Here is an 18,102-nt window from a genome sequence, read left to right as displayed (position 1 = left end):
GTGTGACATTCGGCGACCACCGTCACGCTGGCGTGACGCTCGGCGGGCAGAAGACACAGGGCTGTGCGACAGTGTTGGCCGTGCCCTCCTATCTGTTGCGCATCGAGCTCGTCGACCGGCCAGGCAGCCTGGGGTCGCTGGCGGTGGCGCTCGGTTCGGTGGGGGCCGACATCTTGTCGCTCGACGTCGTGGACCGCAGCGCGGGCTACGCGACCGACGACCTGGTGATCGAACTGCCGCCGGGGGCGATGCCGGACCGGCTGATCACCGCCGCCGAGTCCCTGTCCGGTGTCCGGGTGGACAGCGTGCGCCCGCACACCGGTCTGCTGGAAGCGCATCGCGAGCTCGAGCTGCTCGACCACGTCGCGGCGGCCAACGGCAACGCAATCCGACTGCAGGTCCTCGCCAACGAGGCGCCCAAGGTGCTGCGCGTCAGCTGGTGCACGGTGTTGCGCAGTTCGGGCGGCGAGCTGCAGCGCCTGGCGGGCAGTCCGGGCGCCCCGGAGACCAAGGCAGACTCGGCCCCGTGGCTGCCGCTGGAGCGGGCCGTGACTCTGGACGGCAGCGCCGAGTGGGTGCCGAAGGCGTGGCGCGACATGGACGTGACGATGGTCGCGGCCCCGTTGGGCGACCCGCATACCGCGGTGGTGCTCGGTCGCCCCGGCCCGGAATTCCGGCCCTCGGAGGTCGCCCGGCTGGGCTACCTCGCCGGGATCGTCGCCACCATGCTTCGTTAGCGCGAGGGCGCGTGCGATCCGGACATCGCCACCGGATCGTCGTCGTCCCACAGCAACAGCTGCCGAACCGCCGGGCGCGGGCCGTAGGGGCGCAGCATGGTGCTGGCCGGGCGCGGCCGCACCCGTTGCGGCCACCAGAACCAGCGCCCGAGAAGCCTTGCGACAGAGGGCGTCATGAACGACCGCACGATCAGCGTGTCGAACAGCAGGCCGAGGCCGATCGTCGTGCCGATCTGGCCGAGCACCTGAAAACCGCTGAACACGAACGCACACATGGTGACGGCGAAAACGATGCCGGCGGAGGTGACGACGGAACCGGACCCGGCCATCGCCCGGATGATGCCGGTGTTGAGGCCGGCATGGATCTCCTCTTTGAAACGAGAGATCAACAGCAAGTTGTAGTCGGATCCGACCGCCAGCAACAGGATCACCGCCAACGCGAGCACGACCCAGTACAGCTGGACGCCGAAGATGTACTGCCACACCAGAACCGACAGACCGAAGGACGCCCCCAGCGAGAGGGCCACCGTGCCCACGATGACCAGCGCGGCGATCAGGCTGCGCGTGATGATCATCATGATCAGCAGGATGAGGCTCAGCGCGGCGAACGCCACGATCATCAGGTCGTATTTGGCGCCGTCTTGGATGTCCTTGTATGTCGCGGCGGTCCCGCCGAGATAGATTCCCGCACCGGCCATGGGCGTGCCCTTCAACGCCTCATGCGCCGCCTTGGCGATCGGATCGATGTGCGAAATACCCTCGGGCGTCGCGGGATCGCCTTCATGCGTGACGATCATGCGGGCGGCCTTGCCGTCCGGCGAGAGGAACAGTTTCAGGCCGCGTTTGAAGTCCGGGTTGTTGAAGACCTCGGGCGGCAGGTAGAAGGTGTCGTCGTTCTTGGCCGCGTCGAAGGCCCGCCCCAGCGCGGTCGCGTTGTCGATCGCCGCGGCGGTCTGTGCGTAAATGCCGGACAGCGTGGCGTAATTCGCCAGAGTCAAATCACGGTTGGTCTGCTGGCTTTGGATCTGCGGCGGGATGAGCGCCGTCAGTTTCGGCTGCAGTGCGTCGAGCTTGTCGAGGGACGCCGTCAGGTTCTCGAATTTCTCGGTGAGCTGATCGATGCCGTCGAGCGCGTCGAACAGGGATCTGAACGCGAAGCAGACGGGGATGTCGTAACAATGCTTCTCCCAATAGAAATAGCTGCGCACCGGCCGGAAGAAGTCGTCGAAATTCGCGATCTTGTCGCGCAGGTCCTGGATGGTGCCCAGCGTGTCGTGAAAGCTTTGCGTCTCGTCGTGGGTGGTGCCCGCGAGCTGCTGCTGTAGCTCGTACTGCTGCTTCAAAATGTTGATGGTCTTGTTCAGTTCGTTGGCCTGCTTGAGGGCGTCGTCGGCCCGATCACGTTGGTAGGTCAGGTTTTGCTGCTGCGCCGCGCTGGAATTGCTGACCACGAAGGCGAGCGAGCTGTGCACGAGCGGGGTGCCCAACGGCCTGGTGATGGTCTGCACCTGCGCGACCCCGGGAACGTGGAACACCGCCTTGGCCACCTTGTCCAGGACGAGCATGCTCTCCGGGTTGCGCATGTCGTGATCGGTTTCGACCATCATCAGCTCGGGCTCCAGCCGCGCCCTGGAGAAATGCTTCTCGGCGGCGGTGTAACCGACGTTGGCCGGCGCGCTGGCCGGCATATAGGGCCGGGTGTCGTAACTCGTCTTGTAGCCGGGCAAGGCGATCAGACCGATCAGGGCCAGCACGCACGCCGCCGCGAGCACGGCGCCGGGCCAGCGGACGATGGCGGTGCCGATCCGCCGCCAGCCACGCGTTCGGATCGTGCGCTTGGGGTCGAAGATGCCCACCATGGCGCCCAAAGTGAGGATCGCCGGACCCAGGGTGAGCGCGGCGAACAGCGCGACGAGAATTCCCAACGCGGCTGGGACGCCGAGACTTTGGAAGTACGGCAATCGGGTGAAGCTCAGGCAGGCTACCGCACCGGCCACGGTGAGCCCGGAACCCAGCACGATGTGCGTCGTGCCGTGATACATGGTGTAGAAGGCCCTTTCGCGATCCTCTCCGGTGCCGCGCGCCTCCTGATAGCGGCCGACGAAGAATATCGCGTAGTCCGTTCCCGCCGCGATCACCAACAGGGTCAGCAGATTCGTGGCATAGGTCGACAGCCCGATCACTCCCGCGTTGCCCAGAAACGCGACAAGGCCTCGGGCCGCGGACATTTCGATGAGCACGGTGGCGAGCACCAGCAGCGTGGTGAGCACCGAGCGGTAGACGAAGAACAACATGAGTGCGATCACCCCGACGGTGATCCCGGTGACCTTCGCGGTGCCCTTGCTGCCGACGTCGAACTGGTCGGAGATCAGCGGCGCCGCGCCGGTCACATAGGTCTTGACACCCGGCGGCGGCTTCATGCGGTCGATGATGTCGCGCAGGGCCCCGACGCCCTCGTTGGCCAACGCCGAGCCTTGGTTGCCTGCAAGGTTCACCTGAACATAGGCGGCCTTGCCGTCGCTGCTCTGCGATCCCGCCGCGGTCAGGGTGTCGCCCCAGTAATCCTGGACATGTTGAACGTGTTTGTGGTCCCGCTCGATTCTGCGGACCATCTCGTCGTAGAAGCGGTGGGCGTCCGCGCCCAGCGGCTTGTCGCCCTCCAGCACGATCATCGCGGAGCTGTCGGTGTCGAACTCTCCGAACTTTTCACCGATGCGCTTGATCGCCTTGAGCGACGGCGCATCTGGCGAGTTGAGCGCCACGTTGTGGGTCTTCCCCACGTCTTCCAGCTGCGGCACGGCGATGTTCGTGATGGCGGCCAGCCCGATCCAGAACAGCAGAATCGGCAGCGCGAGCCGGCGGATGGTGCGCGGCACGAACGGCCGCGACTGGTGATCGTTTGTCATCCAGACTTATCCAGACAGAAGGTGTAGGCGTCGACTTTGTTGACGGTGCGTTGGTCTTTTACTTCACCGTTGACGGTGATGCGGCAGCCCAGGGTGTCGCCGTTGCCCTGCGCGACGACGTTGCCGATCACCGCGGGCTCGGTGCTGGTGATGGTGAACGACCACGGCAAGGGCGCGTCCTTGACTTGCTGCGGCTGGGCGTTGACGTCGAGGTAGTTGATGGTGGCGGTCGCCCCCGGGGCGCCGAACACCTCGAGCACGACGTGTTTGGGGTTGAACGGGACGATCTCGCCTGCCAGGCCGCTGTTGGCCGACGTGTTGTTGTGCGACCCGAAGATTCCGTGCAGCCGATAGATTCCGAATCCCGCGAGCGCGACGACCACCACGGCGACGAGCACCATCCACCCCCGCCTCACCAGGGATGCGATCGAAAAGCCTTTCACCCGTGAGCCTTTCAAAGATCGGGCGAGGAGGATCACAGTCCACCTGCCAACCCGGGATCGTGATCGACAGCTATGACAGTACGGTACGGGACCGTACTGTACAAGAGACGCGCGCGTATATTCTCCGGGGCGGGCGGAAAAGGCGGTGTGGTTATCCGGCGGACTTGGTCAGGCCGGGAATGAGGAACCCGTCGACGAAGGCTTTGACGGTTCCCCGCGTGGGCGGGCGACCGGGAATGATCGACCGGAAGATGAGATATCCGGGCAGTAGGTCCCAGAGTTCGTCGGTGATGACGTCCTCGGTGATCTCGCCACGGTCGACGGCCTGATGCAGCACGTGCTGGATCATGGCTTTGCGCTGATCGAGGAATTGGTGCTGAAGGGCGTCGTTGAGCGCGGGGTGCCGCGACACCTCGACCATCACCGCGCGGATGGTGCCGGCGTGCTGGCCACACTCCTGGCTGATGGTCTCCCCCAGGCTCAGCAGGTCGCCGCGCAGCGTGCCGGTGTTCGGCGGCACGGCCACCTGACGGACACCTTCGATGAAGGCGGCCAGCACCAATTCGGCTTTGGACGGCCAGCGGCGATAAACCGTGGCCTTGCTGGCGCGCGCGGCGTTGGCCACCGCGTCCACCGTCAGCTGGTCATAGCCGTGTTCCTGCAGTAGCGCCAGGGTCACGGCCAATATCTCGGCCTCGCGCGGCGACCACGGCGATGCCTGCTCGCACCGGTCGGCCGTCTGGGTCATAGAGCCCACGATAGAGCCGCTCAGGCGATGCGGACCAATTTCGGCGCAGTCGAACGCGACGAATGTGACTTCGTCAGCGGAGGCCCATCAGCGCGCGTTCGACATCGGCGAGCAGGTCGTCGGTGTCTTCGATGCCCAGCGAGATGCGCGCGAATCCGTCGGCGACCGGGTCTCCCCAGCGCGCCCGGCGGTCCACCGACGTGTGCAGGCCGCCGAAACTGGTGGACGCGATCAACAGTTCGCTACGGTCCACCAGCGCGTGCACCGCGGCCGCGTCGGCCAATTCGATCGAGACCAGTGACCCGAATCGGCGCATTTGCGCCATCGCCACCGGATGGGCCGGGTCGTCGGGCAATCCGGGGTAGCGCACCGCCCGCACCGCCGGGTGACGGGCCAGCATGGTCGCCAGAGCCCGGGCGTTCTGGCATTGGCGTTCGAAGCGCAAACCGGCAGTTCCCATGCTGCGCAACAGAAGCCATGCCTCGAACCCGCCCACGATCGCACCCGCGAGCAGCCTGTGTCGCTCCACCGCGGCGAGCAGCTCGGGCTCGTTGGTGGCGACGTAGCCGGCCAGCAGGTCACCGTGACCCGACAACGCCTTGGTCGCGCTGGCCACCACCGCGTCGGCACCCAACGACAACGGCTGTTGCCCAAGCGGGGTCGCGGCGGTGTTGTCGACGATCAAGCGCGCGTTGCGGCCCCGGCAGATGGCGGCCAACCGGTGCACATCGATCACGTCCAGCGCCGGGTTGGTGGGCGTTTCGGCCAGCACCACGTCGGCTTCCGCGGCGGCGTCATAGATCTGCGAGCTGGACGCCTCGATGACCGTCACACCCCCGGGCGCCAAGTCTTCGCGGGCGTAGCGGCGCACCTGGTAGTAGCCGTCGGCCGGCACCACCACCGTCGACCCCGGCGTCGCCAGCGCGCGCAAGACGGCGCTGATGGCCGCCATGCCCGAGCCGAACACCCGCGCGCCCGTGGCACCCTCGAGCTCGGCGAGCGCCGACTCCAGTTGCCGCCAGGTCGGATTGGAGCTGCGACCATAGCTGTCCAGCGCGCCCGTCTCGTCGTCGGACAGGTGGTAGGTGGCGGCGAGCACCGCCTGCGGTGCTACCGGCTGCCCCGAAACAGCTTGCACATCAACGGCTTTGAGGCTTCGGGTGGAATCGCCGTATCGGCCGCTCATCGCCTCACTCCGCCGGGGTTTCCGACGGGCCCTCGGCCAGCAGCTTCCGGAAGCCGTCCTCGTCCAGGACGGGCACCCCCAGCTCAATCGCCTTGTCGTACTTGGAACCCGGCGAATCGCCGGCCACCACGTAGTCGGTCTTCTTTGACACCGAGCCCGCCGCCTTTCCGCCACGCGTCAGGATCGCCTCCTTGGCGTCGTCGCGGGAGAAGCCGGCGAGCGAACCGGTGACCACCACCGTCAGCCCCTCAAGCGTGCGCCGCACACTGGTGTCGCGTTCGTCGGCCATCCGCACGCCGGCCGCCCGCCACTTGTCGACGATCGCGCAGTGCCAGTCGACGGTGAACCATTCGGTGAGCGCGGCGGCGATCGTCGGGCCGACGCCTTCCACCGCGGCCAGCCGCTCGGTCGACGCCGACATGATCGAGTCCAGATCGCCGAACTCGGTCGCCAGGGCACGCGCGGCCGTCGGCCCGACGTGCCGGATCGACAGCGCCACCAGGACGCGCCACAGCGCCACCTTCTTGGCCTTGTCCAGGTTGTCGAGCAGCCGTCTGCCGTTGGCGGACAAGGCACCTGCCTTCGTCCGGAACAGCTCGGTGCGCAACAGGTCGTCTTCGGTGAGCGTGAAAAGGTCGCCCTCGTCGGCGATCACGCCGGCCTTCAGCAACGCGGTAGCGGCTTCGTAGCCGAGTCCCTCGATGTCGAACGCCCCGCGGCCGGCGACGTGAAACACCCGCTCCCGCAACTGCGCCGGACACGACCGGGCATTGGGGCAGCGGATGTCGGCGTCGCCCTCCTTGGCCGGCGCCAGCGTGGTGCCGCACTCGGGACACGCGGTGGGCATAACGAATTCGCGTTCGGAGCCGTCGCGCAGGTCGACGACGGGGCCGAGCACCTCGGGGATCACGTCGCCGGCTTTGCGGATCATCACCGTGTCGCCGATCAGCACGCCCTTGCGTTTCACCTCGGCGGCGTTGTGCAGGGTGGCCAGCCCCACCGTCGACCCGGCCACCTTCACCGGCGTCATGAACGCGAACGGGGTGACGCGCCCGGTGCGTCCGACGTTGACGCGGATGTCGAGCAGCTTGGTCTGTGCCTCCTGGGGCGGGTACTTGTACGCGACGGCCCAGCGCGGCGCGCGAGAAGTGGTGCCGAGCCGGCGTTGCAGCGCCACGTCGTCGACTTTGACCACCACGCCGTCGATTTCGTGCTCGAGGTCGTAGCGGTGCTCGCCCCAATAGCCGATCCGCTCCTCGATGGCGGCAAGGCCGCGCACCCGCGCGGTCTGTTCGGCCACCGGCAGCCCCCACGCGCTCAGCGCGGTGTAGGCCTCGTGCTGAGTCTTCGGCGCGAACCCCTCGGTGCGGCCGATGCCGTGGCAGATCATCCGCAGCTTGCGCCGGGCGGTGACGGCCGGGTTCTTCTGGCGCAGCGAGCCCGCGGCGCTGTTGCGGGGGTTGGCGAACGGCGGCTTGCCGTCTTCGACCAGGCTGGCGTTGAGCGCCTCGAAATCGGAGAGCCGGAAGAACGCCTCGCCGCGCACCTCGAGCAGGGCGGGAATCGGGAAGTCCTTGCTGGCGGACAGCCGCTCCGGGACGTCGTCGATGGTGCGGGCGTTGAGCGTCACGTCCTCGCCGACCCGGCCGTCGCCCCGGGTCGCGGCGCGTTCCAGCCGGCCGTCTCGGTACACCAGCGCCAGGGCGACCCCGTCGATCTTGAGCTCGCACAGGTAGTACGGCTGCTTGCCGACCTCGTTCTCGACGCGGTTGCTCCAGGCCACCAGCTCGTCGCGATCGAACACATCGTCGAGGCTCAGCATCCGCTCCAGGTGCGCCGCCTCGGCGAACTCGGTGGCGAAACCCGCCCCGCCGACCAGCTGCGTCGGCGAATCGGGCACCCGGAGTTCGGGATGACGCTCCTCCAGCGCGAGAAGCTCGTTGAACATCGCGTCGAAGTCGGCGTCCGAGATGATCGGCGCGTCCTTGATGTAGTAGCGGAACTGGTGTTCACGAACCTCTTCGGCCAGGTCCTGCCACTGCCGGCGAACCTCGGGCGATACCGAATCGGCTTCTGCTGCGCTCACCTTGGCAGGCTATCCGAGGACACCGACGCGAAACCGGGCGCGTGCACTCCCCTTCGTCGGCTCGGCGAGATTGCCGTGGCGGTCGCGCGCGGAGGCCGGGTGACAGCCATCGGGGCAATCTCGGCGCACCGAACGCAATCAGATGGCGTCCGGATCCTCGGCGAACATCTCGGCCGCTGTGCGGGCGAGCTCGATCGCGGTGCGCGCCCACTCGGGCGTCGCGCCGGCCAGACCACACGCGGGCGTCACACCGATGCGGTCGCGCAGCGCCGCACGGGCGAAGCCGAGGCGATCGGTCACCGCGACCACCGCGGCGGCCACCTCCCGCGCCGACGGGCGACGCGGCGGAGCGTTGCCTGCGACCACCCCCAGCGCGACGGTGCGGCCGGACTCCACGAACTCGGCGACACCGTCCAGATCCGCCGCGTTCAGTGCGCTGGCGTCGACCGAGACGGCCCGAAACATGCTGCGCTGCAGGAGATCCCATGGCAGGCCGGGAGCGCAGCAGTGCAGCAGCACCTCGCCGCCCACGGTTCGGGCGCAGGTGTCCAGCAGCCCGGCGGCCACCTCCTCGTCGATCGGCGCCACCGGGTTCAGCGCGGTCACCCCGCTCAGCGCGCCGCCCAGGGCCTTGGGCAGCGACGGCTCGTCGAACTGCACCACCACTTCCGCCTCGAGCCGGCGGGCCAGCCCCGCGCGATGCGCCGACACGCCCTCGGCCAGCGACGCCGCCAGGTCGCGTAGGGCCCCGGGGTCGGTGATCGCCCGATGGCCGTTGCCCAACTCGATCTCGGCCGCCAGGGTGATCGGGCCCGGCGCCTGCACCTTCACCACCCGGCCGTCGCTGCGCAGGCCGGCCGCTTCCCATGCCTCTTCGAGCGCGTCCATGTCCTCGTCGAGCAGGCTGATGGCGCGGCGGGTGACCGCCCCGGGCCGGGCGGCAAGCCGGTAGCCGCGCGGCACCGTGTCGATGGCCACGTCGACCAGCAGCGCGCCGGCCCGGCCGATCAGGTCGGCGCCGACTCCGCGCGCGGGCAGCTCGACGATGTGCGCCAGCGCGCCCCCGAGCTCACCCACCACGACTTCGGCCGCTCGGCGCGCTGCGACGCCGGGCCACGACCCGACGCCGCTGGCGCTCGCGAAGGGATGGGTGAAAACACTCACCGGACAACCGTATTCGACGTCGCACCGCCCGCCCGCTGGCAGGGGTCTGTGTGCCGCGGGGCGGCGCGGGTAGGTTCAACGCCAAAGGGGTGCGAAGACGTGTCGCAGAAGGCGAAATCGGCGTGGCTACCGCTGCTGTGCGCGGTGGTGGCGCTGGTGGCGTCGTGCTCGCGCGTGGTGGACGGCGCGGCCGTGGCGGGATCCGGCGCCGGCCGCAGGGTGGTGCAGGGCGTCGACGTCGACACGATCCTGCTGGACCAGTCGCGGATGCGTGCGATCACCGGCGCCGGTGAGCATCTGACCATCATCCCGTCGATGGACGGCACCAGCCCGGTGGACATCGACGCGCTGGCCGATAACGCGCCGCGCGAGTGCCGGTTCGTCTACGCCGAGACGGCGACGTTCGGGCGCGACCTCGAGGCCTTCCACAAGACGACGTTTCAGGACCCACCCGATGGCGCGTTGATCTCCGAGGGCGCGGCGGCCTATCGCGACGCCGACACCGCCCGCCGTGCCTTCGGCGCCCTGGTGAGCACCGTCGGCGACTGTGCGAACGGCTCGAGCGGGCAGCTCTACGTCGGTGACTGGAACGCCGACGCCACCTCGCTGCACCTGCGGCCCGGCGGGTGCGGCCGCGACTACCGGATCCTGTCGGTGGCCATGCTGGAGGTCACCTTCTGCGGGTTCGCGCAATCGGTGTCCGACATCGTGATGACGAATATCTCCGCGAACATGCCGCGATAGCCCGGATCAGCGGGTGGTGCCGGCGATGATGGCGCTGCCGAGCACCTCGTCCCCGTCGGGATCGGGCCGATACAGCACCAGCGTCTGGCCGCGGGCCACGCCGCGCATCGGCGCGCGCAGCCGCACGACCAGCTCGTCGTCGACCAGTTCGGCTACCGCGTCTGCTGTTTCCCCGTGCGCGCGCACCTGCACCGCGCACTCCACCGGGCCGGAGGGCGTGACGCCCGAGGTGAAAACCGGTGTCCGGCCGACCATTTCGCGTATCTCGAGATCGGCTGCCTCGCCCACTTGCACGGTGCCGGTCTCGGCGTCGATCGAGGTCACGTAGCGCGGGCCGCCGTCGGGCCCCGGCCCGGCGATGCCGAGGCCCCTGCGCTGTCCGACGGTGAAACCGTGCACGCCGTCGTGCTCGGCGAGCACGGTTCCGTCGGCATTGACCACCGCACCGCGGCGCACCCCGATGCGCTCGCCCAAGAAGGCGCGGGTGTTGCCCGAGGGGATGAAGCAGATGTCGTGACTGTCCGGCTTTTCGGCGACCGTCAGACCGCGCCGGGCGGCTTCGGCCCGGATCTGCGGCTTGGGGGTGTCCCCGATCGGGAACGCCGCGTGGCGCAACTGCTCGGCGCTCAGGACGGCCAGCACGTACGATTGGTCCTTGTCGTGATCGACGGCGCGACGCAGCCGGCCGTCCTGCAGCCGGGCGTAGTGGCCGGTGACCACCGTGTCGAACCCGAGTGCAACGGCTTTCGCCGACAGCGCCGAGAACTTGATCTTCTGATTGCAGACCACGCACGGGTTGGGGGTCTCGCCGCGCGCATACGACGACACGAATTCGTCGATGACGTCCGATTTGAACCTTTCGGCGAAATCCCAGACGTAGAACGGGATTCCGAGCACATCGGCGACGCGGCGCGCGTCGGAGGCGTCTTCCTTCGAGCAGCACCCGCGCGAGCCGGTGCGCAGCGTGCCGGGCGCGCTGGACAGCGCCAGGTGCACGCCGACCACGTCATGTCCGGCGTCGACCATCCGGGCGGCGGCGACCGACGAGTCGACGCCACCGCTCATGGCAGCAAGCACTTTCACTTAGGACGCCCCCGCGGCGGCCAGCGCGGCGCGACGGGCGCGGTCGACCGCGCCGGGCAGTACCCGCAGCACCGCGTCTACGTCCGCGTCAACGCTGGTGTGACCCAACGAGAGTCGCAGAGACCCGCGAGCGCTGGTCGCGTCTGCGCCCATGGCGATCAGCACGTGCGAGGGCTGCGCGACACCGGCGGTGCACGCCGACCCCGTCGAGCACTCGATTCCGTTGGCGTCCAACAGCATCAACAGCGCATCGCCCTCACAGCCGCGGAACGTGAAATGCGCGTTGCCGGGCAGGCGCTGCGGATCGTGGGCGCCGTTGAGTGTGACGTCCTCGATGCCGCCCAGCACGCCGTCGACCAGACGGTCGCGCAACGCGCGCAGCCGGGCGCTGTTGGCCTCGAGCCCGTCGACCGAGATCCGGGCGGCCGCCGCCATCCCGACCGCACCGGCGACATCGGCGGTGCCCGAACGGATGTCGCGCTCCTGCCCACCGCCGTGCGCCAGCGGCACGCAGGCGACGTCGCGACGCAGCAGCAGCGCACCCACGGCCGGCGGTCCGCCGAATTTGTGCGCGGCCACGCTCATCGCCGACAATCCGCTGGCGGCGAAGTCGACCGGCAACTGCCCCACCGCCTGAATGGCGTCGCTGTGCATCGGCACGCCGAATTCGGCGGCGACGGCGGCGAGTTCGGCGGCGGGCATGACCGTGCCGACCTCGTTGTTGGCCCACATCACCGACACGAGAGCCACGTCATCGACGTCGCTGTGGCGCGAGAGCACCTCGCGCAGCGCCGTCGCCGACACCGAACCGTCCGCGGCGGTGGGAAGCCAGGTGACCTCGGCTCCCTCGTGTTCGACGAGCCAGTTGACCGAGTCCAGCACGGCGTGGTGTTCGACCTCGCTGGTGACGATGCGCCGCCGGCGTGGCTCGGCGTCGCGGCGTGCCCAGTAGATGCCCTTGACCGCCAGGTTGTCGCTCTCGGTGCCGCCGGCGGTGAAGATGACCTCCGAGGGGCGCGCGCCCAGCCTGTCGGCGATCAGCTCACGGGATTCCTCGATGCGGCGCCGCGCCGCCCGGCCACTGGTGTGCAGCGACGACGCGTTGCCGACCGTGCCCAGCACAGCCGTCATCGCCTCGACGGCGGCGGGGTGCATCGGGGTGGTGGCGGCGTGATCGAGGTAGACCATGACGCGACCCACGATACCGGCCCGCCGGTTTGCTCAGGCCACCAGCATGTGCCCGTGACCAGCGCCCGGGGCGGTTGCGGCACCCACCGCGGATTGGCACCGGCCGGCCAGGGCGCGCCGGTCGGTCCCCGGGAGCTGGAGAGACTCGACGTGCAGCCGCGCCAGCGTGCACGGCACGACGAGCAGCCGGCGGATCGAGCTCAGCAGGGTCTCGTCGCCGACGAAGGCCGGCACCGTCGAGGGGCTGCCGTCGACGTGGTGGTAGGTCAGCCGCAGCGGCTGCACCGGGCGGCCGGCGTCGATGGCGGCCTGAAACATCGCCGGGTAGAAGGCGCCACGACCTCTGTGGGATGGTCCGGCTCCACCTCCGCCCGCTACGCGGGCGGCATCATCGCCGGACTGACCACACCAGGTGGTGCCCTCGGGGAAGGCCACCACCGTCTGGCCGGCCCGCAGCCGGCGGGCGACGGCGTCGACAACACCGGGCAGGCGCCGCAGACTGGACCGCTCGATCGGGATGATCTTCAGGAAGCGCGCGACGATCCCGGTCGCCGGGCCGGTGAACATGTCGGCACGCGCGACGAACGATCCGGGCAGCACCGACCCGATCGCGAAGACGTCGACCCAGGACATGTGCGGGCTTACCACCAGCACCCCACTCAGGTTACGAATCGGGTTGCCCGTCACGGTGATTCGCACGCCCAGGCAACGCAGCACCAACCGGCAATAGATGCGCTGCACTCGGGTGCGGCCCGGCAACGGCACCGCCAGCAGCGGCAGTCCGGGCGCCAACAGCAGCGCCAGCGACAAGCGCAGGGTCATCCGCAGCGCGCTGCGCAGCGGGCTCGACGTCATCACGGCGCTCGCACCCACACAGCGTGCATCGCACGATGCGCGCGGAAGCCACGAGTGCCCCGCTTTCATCGCCGGCCGCCCGCCATTTCCGACGCCGCGGAAACCGATCGGAGTCGCTTCAGGTATCGGGTGTCGGTGTGCGCTTTGCCCAGCAGGACGCAGAAATCGCCCACGCCGAAGTCCGGGTCGTGCGCCGGTTCGCCGCACACCTGGGCGCCCAGCCGCAGGTAACCCCGCATCAAGGCGGGGACCGAGGGGCGCGCCGGCGCCTCGATGTCGTCAATGCCCTTCCCGTCGACGACCACCGGCCGGTACGGGTACACGCGATATTCCGGTGGCGCCCCATGCCGGCTGAGGATGAAGTCGCGGACACCGCGCAGTTGGCTTCCGGAGGCCACGTCGGATTCGCCGCCGATGGGCACCGACACGCAGCCGGTCACGTGGTCGTAGCCGTAGCGGTCCAGATAGGCCAGGATGCCCGCCCACATCAACAGCACGACGCCGCCGTTGCGATGCCCCTCGCGCACCACGGCGCGTCCCATCTCCACGAGCGACGGCCGCAGTGGGTCGAGCGCGCGGATGTCGAACTCGGTGGCGGTGTAGAGCCCGCCGGCCGCGATGGCCCCCGCAGGCGCCAGCATCCGGTAGCAACCGACCAGCTCACCGGTGTCGTCGTCGCGCACCAGCAGGTGGTCACAGAACTCGTCGAACCGGTCGAGGTCCCGGCCACCCTGGTCGGCCGCCGGCAGTGCGAAGCCCGGCGTGCTGGTGAACACGTCGTACCGGAGTCGCTGCGCGGCCTCGATCATGGCGGGGTCGGTGGACAGCAACAGGGAGTAGCGGGGTGCGGCCGGCGAGCCGGTGGGCTTTTCGCTGGGTATGAGGACCGAAGCAACGCTCATGAACCCCAACGTGGCGTAGTCGATGAGCTAGTCGGCATCGCCGCTGTGACGTGTCGGTGCACGTCAGATGACGAACTGTGCGCGCAGGCCCCTGCGGTGCGACGCGGCTCACACAGCACGCGACGGCGGGATGAACGCTGCGTTGCCGATTGCCCACGGTTGAGCCCGCACCGCACCGGGTAGCACGTGCAGGGTGACTAGTTCGTCGACGATCCGGACTCCTCGCCGCTGGTGCTTCGCCGATCAACTGGGCCCGCACTTCCTGGATCACCCCGCCCAGCCCGTGCTGCTGATCGAGTCCCGCGCGGTCTTCGAACGCCGCCGATTCCACCGCCGCAAGGCCCACCTCGTGCTGTCCGCACTGCGCCACCGCGCGGCCGAACTGGGCGACCAGGCACAGTTCCTGCAGACCCGTACCTACGGCGAAGCCCTGGAACGGGTGCCGGAGCGAATCAGCGTGTGTCAGCCCACCACCTGGGCGGCGGATCGTTTCGTGCGGTCGAAGCCGGCGATCGACGTGCTGCCCCCGCGCGGGTTCTGCACCGACCGCGCGGAGTTCGACGAGTGGGCCAAGCGGCAGCGCACGCTGCTGCTGGAGAACTTCTACCGCGACGCGCGCCGCCGGTTCGACCTGTTGATGGACGGGAGCCAGCCCGCGGGCGGTCGGTGGAACTTCGACGCCGACAACCGCGAGCCGGCGCCCAAGCACGCGAAGACACTGGACGTGCCCGCGCCCTGGCGCCCCGTCGAGGACGACATCGACGAGCAGGTGCGCGCCGACCTGGACCGCTGGGAACGCGACGGCGTCGTCACCTTCGTCGGCCGCGACGGGCCGCGCGAATTCCCCGTCACCGCAACCGAAGCGCAGTCCGCCCTGCGGGTGTTCCTGCGGGATCGGTTGCCGCACTTCGGCCCTCACGAGGACGCCATGCTCTCGCGTGACCGGTTCATGGCGCACAGCCTGCTGTCCGCGCCGATGAATTTGGGCCTGCTGGACCCGCTGGATTGTGCGTACGCGGCCGAAGACGCCTACCGGGCGGGCGACGCCGCACTCAACAGCGTCGAGGGCTACATCCGCCAGCTGATCGGGTGGCGCGACTACATCTGGCACGTCTATTGGCATTTCGGACCCGACTATCGGCACCGCAACGCGCTCAACGCGCGCGCGGGGCTGCCGAACTGGTTCGCCGACCTCGACGCCGACGCGGTCGAAGCGCGCTGCCTCAAAGACGTGCTGGCCCAGGTGCGCGACCACGGCTGGGCGCATCACATCCCGCGGCTGATGGTGTTGTCCAACTACGCGCTGCAGCGCGGGTGGGATCCCGCGGCGGTCACCGACTGGTTCCACCGGTGCTTCGTCGACGGCTACGAGTGGGTGATGGTCGCCAATGTCGTGGGCATGTCGCAGCACGCGGACGGCGGCCTGATGGCGACGAAGCCCTACGCCGCGGGGGGTGCCTACATCAACCGCATGAGCGACTATTGCGCGGACTGCTCGTATCGCCCCACCGAGCGGGTGGGTGAGCGCGCCTGCCCCTTCACGGGCGGCTACTGGTCGTTCCTGAACCGCAACGAGAAGTCTCTGGCGGGCAACCGGCGCATGATCCAACCGTTGGCGGGCCTGCGGCGACTCACCGATCTCGACGACGTCGTCGAACAACAGCACCGGCTCGGGCAGGCCGCGCCGTGATGTTGACCGTGGACAAATACACCGCGGCGCCCCCGGCCGCGGTGTGGGAATTGCTGGTCGACCTGGACGCGTGGCCGAAGTGGGGCCCGACGATTCGCCGCGCCCGCCTCGACGCGCCGCACACCGAGCTGGCCTTGCATGCCACCGGCACCGTGCAGACCTCCCTGCTGATCGCGGTGCCGTTCGAAGTCACCGAGTACGAGCCGGGGCGCCACTGGGCGTGGAAGGTGGCCGGTGTGCCGGCGACCCGGCACCGGGTGGACGCGGTGGGTGGTGGCTCGCGGGTGAGCATTTCGGTGCCGTGGTGGTCCGCCCCCTACCTGACGGTGTGTTCCGTCGCGGTGCGCCGCATCGACGCGATGCTGACCGGCGCCTAGCGGAGGTCGACGCCCGGCTCCGAGAACCATTGCGCGGCTTGGCAATCCACTAGCACGGGCGCTAGCGGATTCGGAGTCCGGTTCACGGTGTGGACACGGCGCCCCTGTGCCGTGACCGAACGCAAAAGCCCCCGGCACCGCGGTGCCGGGGGCCGTGCGGCCGAGAGGCTCAGCCCTTGCGAGTCTTGATCGCCTCGGTCAGCTGCGGCGCGACCTTGAACAGGTCGCCCACCACGCCGTAGTCGGCGATCTCGAAGATGGGCGCCTCTTCGTCCTTGTTGACCGCGATGATCGTCTTGGACGTCTGCATGCCCGCGCGGTGCTGGATGGCACCCGAGATGCCCAGCGCGATGTAGAGCTGCGGCGAGACGGTCTTACCGGTCTGGCCCACCTGGAACTGGCCCGGGTAGTAGCCGGAGTCGACGGCGGCGCGCGACGCACCGACGGCCGCACCCAGCGAGTCGGCCAGCTCCTCGACGACGCTGAAGTTCTCCGCGCTGCCGACACCGCGACCACCGGAGACGACGATGGTGGCCTCGGTCAGTTCCGGACGGTCACCGGCGACCGCGGGCTCGCGGGCGGTGATCTTGGTGGCGTTCTCCGCCTGGGCCGGGACCTCGACCTTGACCTCTTCGCCGGCACCGGCCTGCGGTTCGGCGTCGACGGCGCCGGCGCGCACGGTGATCACCGGGGTGTCGCCGTTGGCCTGCGCCTCCACCGTGAACGCGCCACCGAAGATGGAGTAGGTCGCCTTGTTGCCTTCCTTGACCTCGACCACGTCGACCAGCAGGCCGGATCCGATCCGGGCCGCGAGCCGGCCGGCGATTTCCTTGCCGTCGGCGTTGGCCGACAGGATCACCGCGGCGGGCGAGTTGGACTCGGCAAGCGAGGCCAGCACGTCGACCACCGGGGTGATCAGGTATTTGTCGACGTCGTCGGACTCGGCGACGTAGATCTTGGCGGCGCCGGCCTCCTTGAGCCCGTCGACCAAGGGCGCGGCGGTCCCGGGAGCGCCGACCACGACGGCGGCGGGCTCGCCCAGCGCGCGGGCGGCGGTGATCAGTTCGGAGGTGACCTTCTTCAGCGCACCTTCTGCGTGCTCGACGAGCACCAGTACTTCAGCCATGGGTTATTTCGCTCTTCTCGTCTTGAGGGAATCGGTCAGATGATCTTCTGGGCAACCAGGTACTTGGCGACGTCGTTTCCGCCCTCGCCCTCGTCGGTGACCTTCTCGCCCGCGGTCTTCGGCGGCTTCGGCGTCGACGACAGCACGGTCGATCCGGCGTTTTCCAGCCCGACCTCGTCGCTCTCGACCCCGATCTCCGCCAGGGTCAGCACAGTGACCTCTTTCTTCTTGGCGGCCATGATGCCCTTGAACGAGGGGAAGCGCGGCTCGTTGATCTTCTCGGTGACACTGACCACCGCGGGCAGGGTGGCCTCGAGCGTGAACACGCCCTCGTCCGTCTCCCGTTCGCCGGTGACCTTGTCGCCCTCGATGGAGAGCTTGCGCACGTGGGTCAGCTGCGGCAGGCCCAGGTACTCGGCGATCACGGCCGGCACCGCGCCGCCGGTCCCGTCGGTGGCCTCGTTGCCGGCGATGACCAGCTCGGTGCCCTCGATGGTGCCCAGCGCGCGCGCCAGGGCCCATCCGGTCTGCACCACGTCCGAGCCGTGCAGGCCGTCGTCCTTGAGATGGACGGCCTTGTCGGCGCCCATCGACAGCGCCTTGCGGATCGCCTCGGTGGCGCGCTCGGGACCCGCGGTCAACACGGTTACCGAGCCTTCGCCGCCCTCGCGCTCGCGGATCTGCAGCGCCTCTTCCACCGCGCGCTCGTTGATCTCGTCGAGCACCGCGTCGGCGGCCTCGCGGTCCAACGTGTAGTCGCCGTCAGACAGCTTGCGCTCCGACCAGGTGTCTGGGACCTGCTTGATCAGGACCACGATGTTCGTCATGAGTGTGGTTCGTCCTCCTAGAAGGGGGCTCGCAGCAATC

16 protein-coding genes are annotated in these 18,102 nt (G+C 69.0%); 4 read left to right on the top strand and 12 right to left on the bottom strand.

Features of this window, described 5'->3' with window-relative positions; genetic code table 11:
* The first annotated feature begins 80 nt into the window (after nucleotides 1-80).
* Complete coding sequence (locus tag AC5Y30_RS18740; protein ID WP_499920149.1) at nucleotides 81-737, top strand: ACT domain-containing protein; 657 nt, start codon at nucleotides 81-83, stop codon at nucleotides 735-737.
* Here AC5Y30_RS18740 and AC5Y30_RS18735 read toward each other — a convergent pair.
* From AC5Y30_RS18735 to AC5Y30_RS18710, 6 genes are all read right to left on the bottom strand, one after another.
* Nucleotides 734-3,643 carry an MMPL/RND family transporter gene (locus tag AC5Y30_RS18735; protein ID WP_499920148.1) on the bottom strand — a complete coding sequence of 970 codons (2,910 nt, stop codon included), beginning with the start codon at nucleotides 3,641-3,643 and terminating at the stop codon, nucleotides 734-736. The two genes, AC5Y30_RS18740 and AC5Y30_RS18735, sit on opposite strands and share 4 nt — an antisense overlap.
* On the bottom strand, nucleotides 3,640-4,086 hold the full coding sequence (locus AC5Y30_RS18730; RefSeq protein ID WP_499920147.1) for an MmpS family transport accessory protein: 447 nt from the start codon (nucleotides 4,084-4,086) through the stop codon (nucleotides 3,640-3,642). Before AC5Y30_RS18730 ends, AC5Y30_RS18735 begins: the two co-directional genes overlap by 4 nt.
* A 151-nt stretch (nucleotides 4,087-4,237) precedes the next feature.
* Complete coding sequence (locus AC5Y30_RS18725; protein ID WP_499920232.1) at nucleotides 4,238-4,846, bottom strand: TetR/AcrR family transcriptional regulator; 609 nt, start codon at nucleotides 4,844-4,846, stop codon at nucleotides 4,238-4,240.
* A 61-nt stretch (nucleotides 4,847-4,907) separates the two neighbouring features.
* Nucleotides 4,908-6,020, bottom strand: a complete 1,113-nt coding sequence (locus AC5Y30_RS18720; RefSeq protein ID WP_499920146.1) for a cystathionine gamma-lyase — start codon at nucleotides 6,018-6,020, stop codon at nucleotides 4,908-4,910.
* A gap of 4 nt (nucleotides 6,021-6,024) precedes the next feature.
* The gene (ligA, locus tag AC5Y30_RS18715; protein ID WP_499920145.1) at nucleotides 6,025-8,106 is read right to left on the bottom strand and encodes an NAD-dependent DNA ligase LigA; all 2,082 of its coding nucleotides are present in this window, start codon (nucleotides 8,104-8,106) and stop codon (nucleotides 6,025-6,027) included.
* A 138-nt stretch (nucleotides 8,107-8,244) separates the two neighbouring features.
* The gene (locus tag AC5Y30_RS18710; RefSeq protein WP_499920144.1) at nucleotides 8,245-9,270 is read right to left on the bottom strand and encodes a uroporphyrinogen decarboxylase/cobalamine-independent methonine synthase family protein; all 1,026 of its coding nucleotides are present in this window, start codon (nucleotides 9,268-9,270) and stop codon (nucleotides 8,245-8,247) included.
* 99 nt (nucleotides 9,271-9,369) lie between these two features.
* Between AC5Y30_RS18710 and AC5Y30_RS18705 the strand changes: the two genes are divergently transcribed.
* Nucleotides 9,370-10,014: a sensor domain-containing protein gene (locus AC5Y30_RS18705; RefSeq protein ID WP_499920143.1), complete on the top strand. Its 645-nt coding sequence runs from the start codon at nucleotides 9,370-9,372 to the stop codon at nucleotides 10,012-10,014.
* A 6-nt stretch (nucleotides 10,015-10,020) separates the two neighbouring features.
* Here AC5Y30_RS18705 and mnmA read toward each other — a convergent pair whose 3' ends face one another.
* The 4 genes from mnmA to AC5Y30_RS18685 are packed head-to-tail and all read right to left on the bottom strand — an operon-like array spanning nucleotide 10,021 to nucleotide 14,042.
* A complete protein-coding gene (mnmA, locus tag AC5Y30_RS18700) occupies nucleotides 10,021-11,097 on the bottom strand; it encodes a tRNA 2-thiouridine(34) synthase MnmA (protein ID WP_499920142.1) in 1,077 nt (358 codons plus the stop codon).
* Nucleotides 11,098-12,285: a cysteine desulfurase family protein gene (locus AC5Y30_RS18695; RefSeq protein WP_499920141.1), complete on the bottom strand. Its 1,188-nt coding sequence runs from the start codon at nucleotides 12,283-12,285 to the stop codon at nucleotides 11,098-11,100.
* A 33-nt stretch (nucleotides 12,286-12,318) separates the two neighbouring features.
* Nucleotides 12,319-13,209, bottom strand: coding sequence for a lysophospholipid acyltransferase family protein (locus AC5Y30_RS18690; RefSeq protein WP_499920140.1), 891 nt, complete (start codon nucleotides 13,207-13,209; stop codon nucleotides 12,319-12,321).
* Complete coding sequence (locus tag AC5Y30_RS18685) at nucleotides 13,206-14,042, bottom strand: GNAT family N-acetyltransferase (RefSeq protein WP_499920139.1); 837 nt, start codon at nucleotides 14,040-14,042, stop codon at nucleotides 13,206-13,208. Before AC5Y30_RS18685 ends, AC5Y30_RS18690 begins: the two co-directional genes overlap by 4 nt.
* A gap of 193 nt (nucleotides 14,043-14,235) precedes the next feature.
* Between AC5Y30_RS18685 and AC5Y30_RS18680 the strand changes: the two genes are divergently transcribed.
* The gene (locus tag AC5Y30_RS18680) at nucleotides 14,236-15,732 is read left to right on the top strand and encodes a cryptochrome/photolyase family protein (RefSeq protein ID WP_499920138.1); all 1,497 of its coding nucleotides are present in this window, start codon (nucleotides 14,236-14,238) and stop codon (nucleotides 15,730-15,732) included.
* Nucleotides 15,732-16,109 (top strand): SRPBCC family protein, encoded by a 378-nt coding sequence (locus AC5Y30_RS18675; protein WP_499920231.1) that lies wholly within the window; start codon nucleotides 15,732-15,734, stop codon nucleotides 16,107-16,109. Before AC5Y30_RS18680 ends, AC5Y30_RS18675 begins: the two co-directional genes overlap by 1 nt.
* A 169-nt stretch (nucleotides 16,110-16,278) precedes the next feature.
* On the opposite strand, the gene AC5Y30_RS18670 is transcribed toward AC5Y30_RS18675, so the two are convergent.
* Nucleotides 16,279-17,235, bottom strand: coding sequence for an electron transfer flavoprotein subunit alpha/FixB family protein (locus AC5Y30_RS18670; RefSeq protein WP_067356295.1), 957 nt, complete (start codon nucleotides 17,233-17,235; stop codon nucleotides 16,279-16,281).
* Between the two features lie 35 nt (nucleotides 17,236-17,270).
* Nucleotides 17,271-18,062: an electron transfer flavoprotein subunit beta/FixA family protein gene (locus AC5Y30_RS18665; RefSeq protein WP_067356298.1), complete on the bottom strand. Its 792-nt coding sequence runs from the start codon at nucleotides 18,060-18,062 to the stop codon at nucleotides 17,271-17,273.
* Between the last annotated feature and the right edge of the window lie 40 nt (nucleotides 18,063-18,102).

It is taken from the genome of Mycobacterium sp. NGS27, from assembly GCF_059813005.1.
This window is presented reverse-complemented; position numbering and strand designations above follow the sequence as displayed.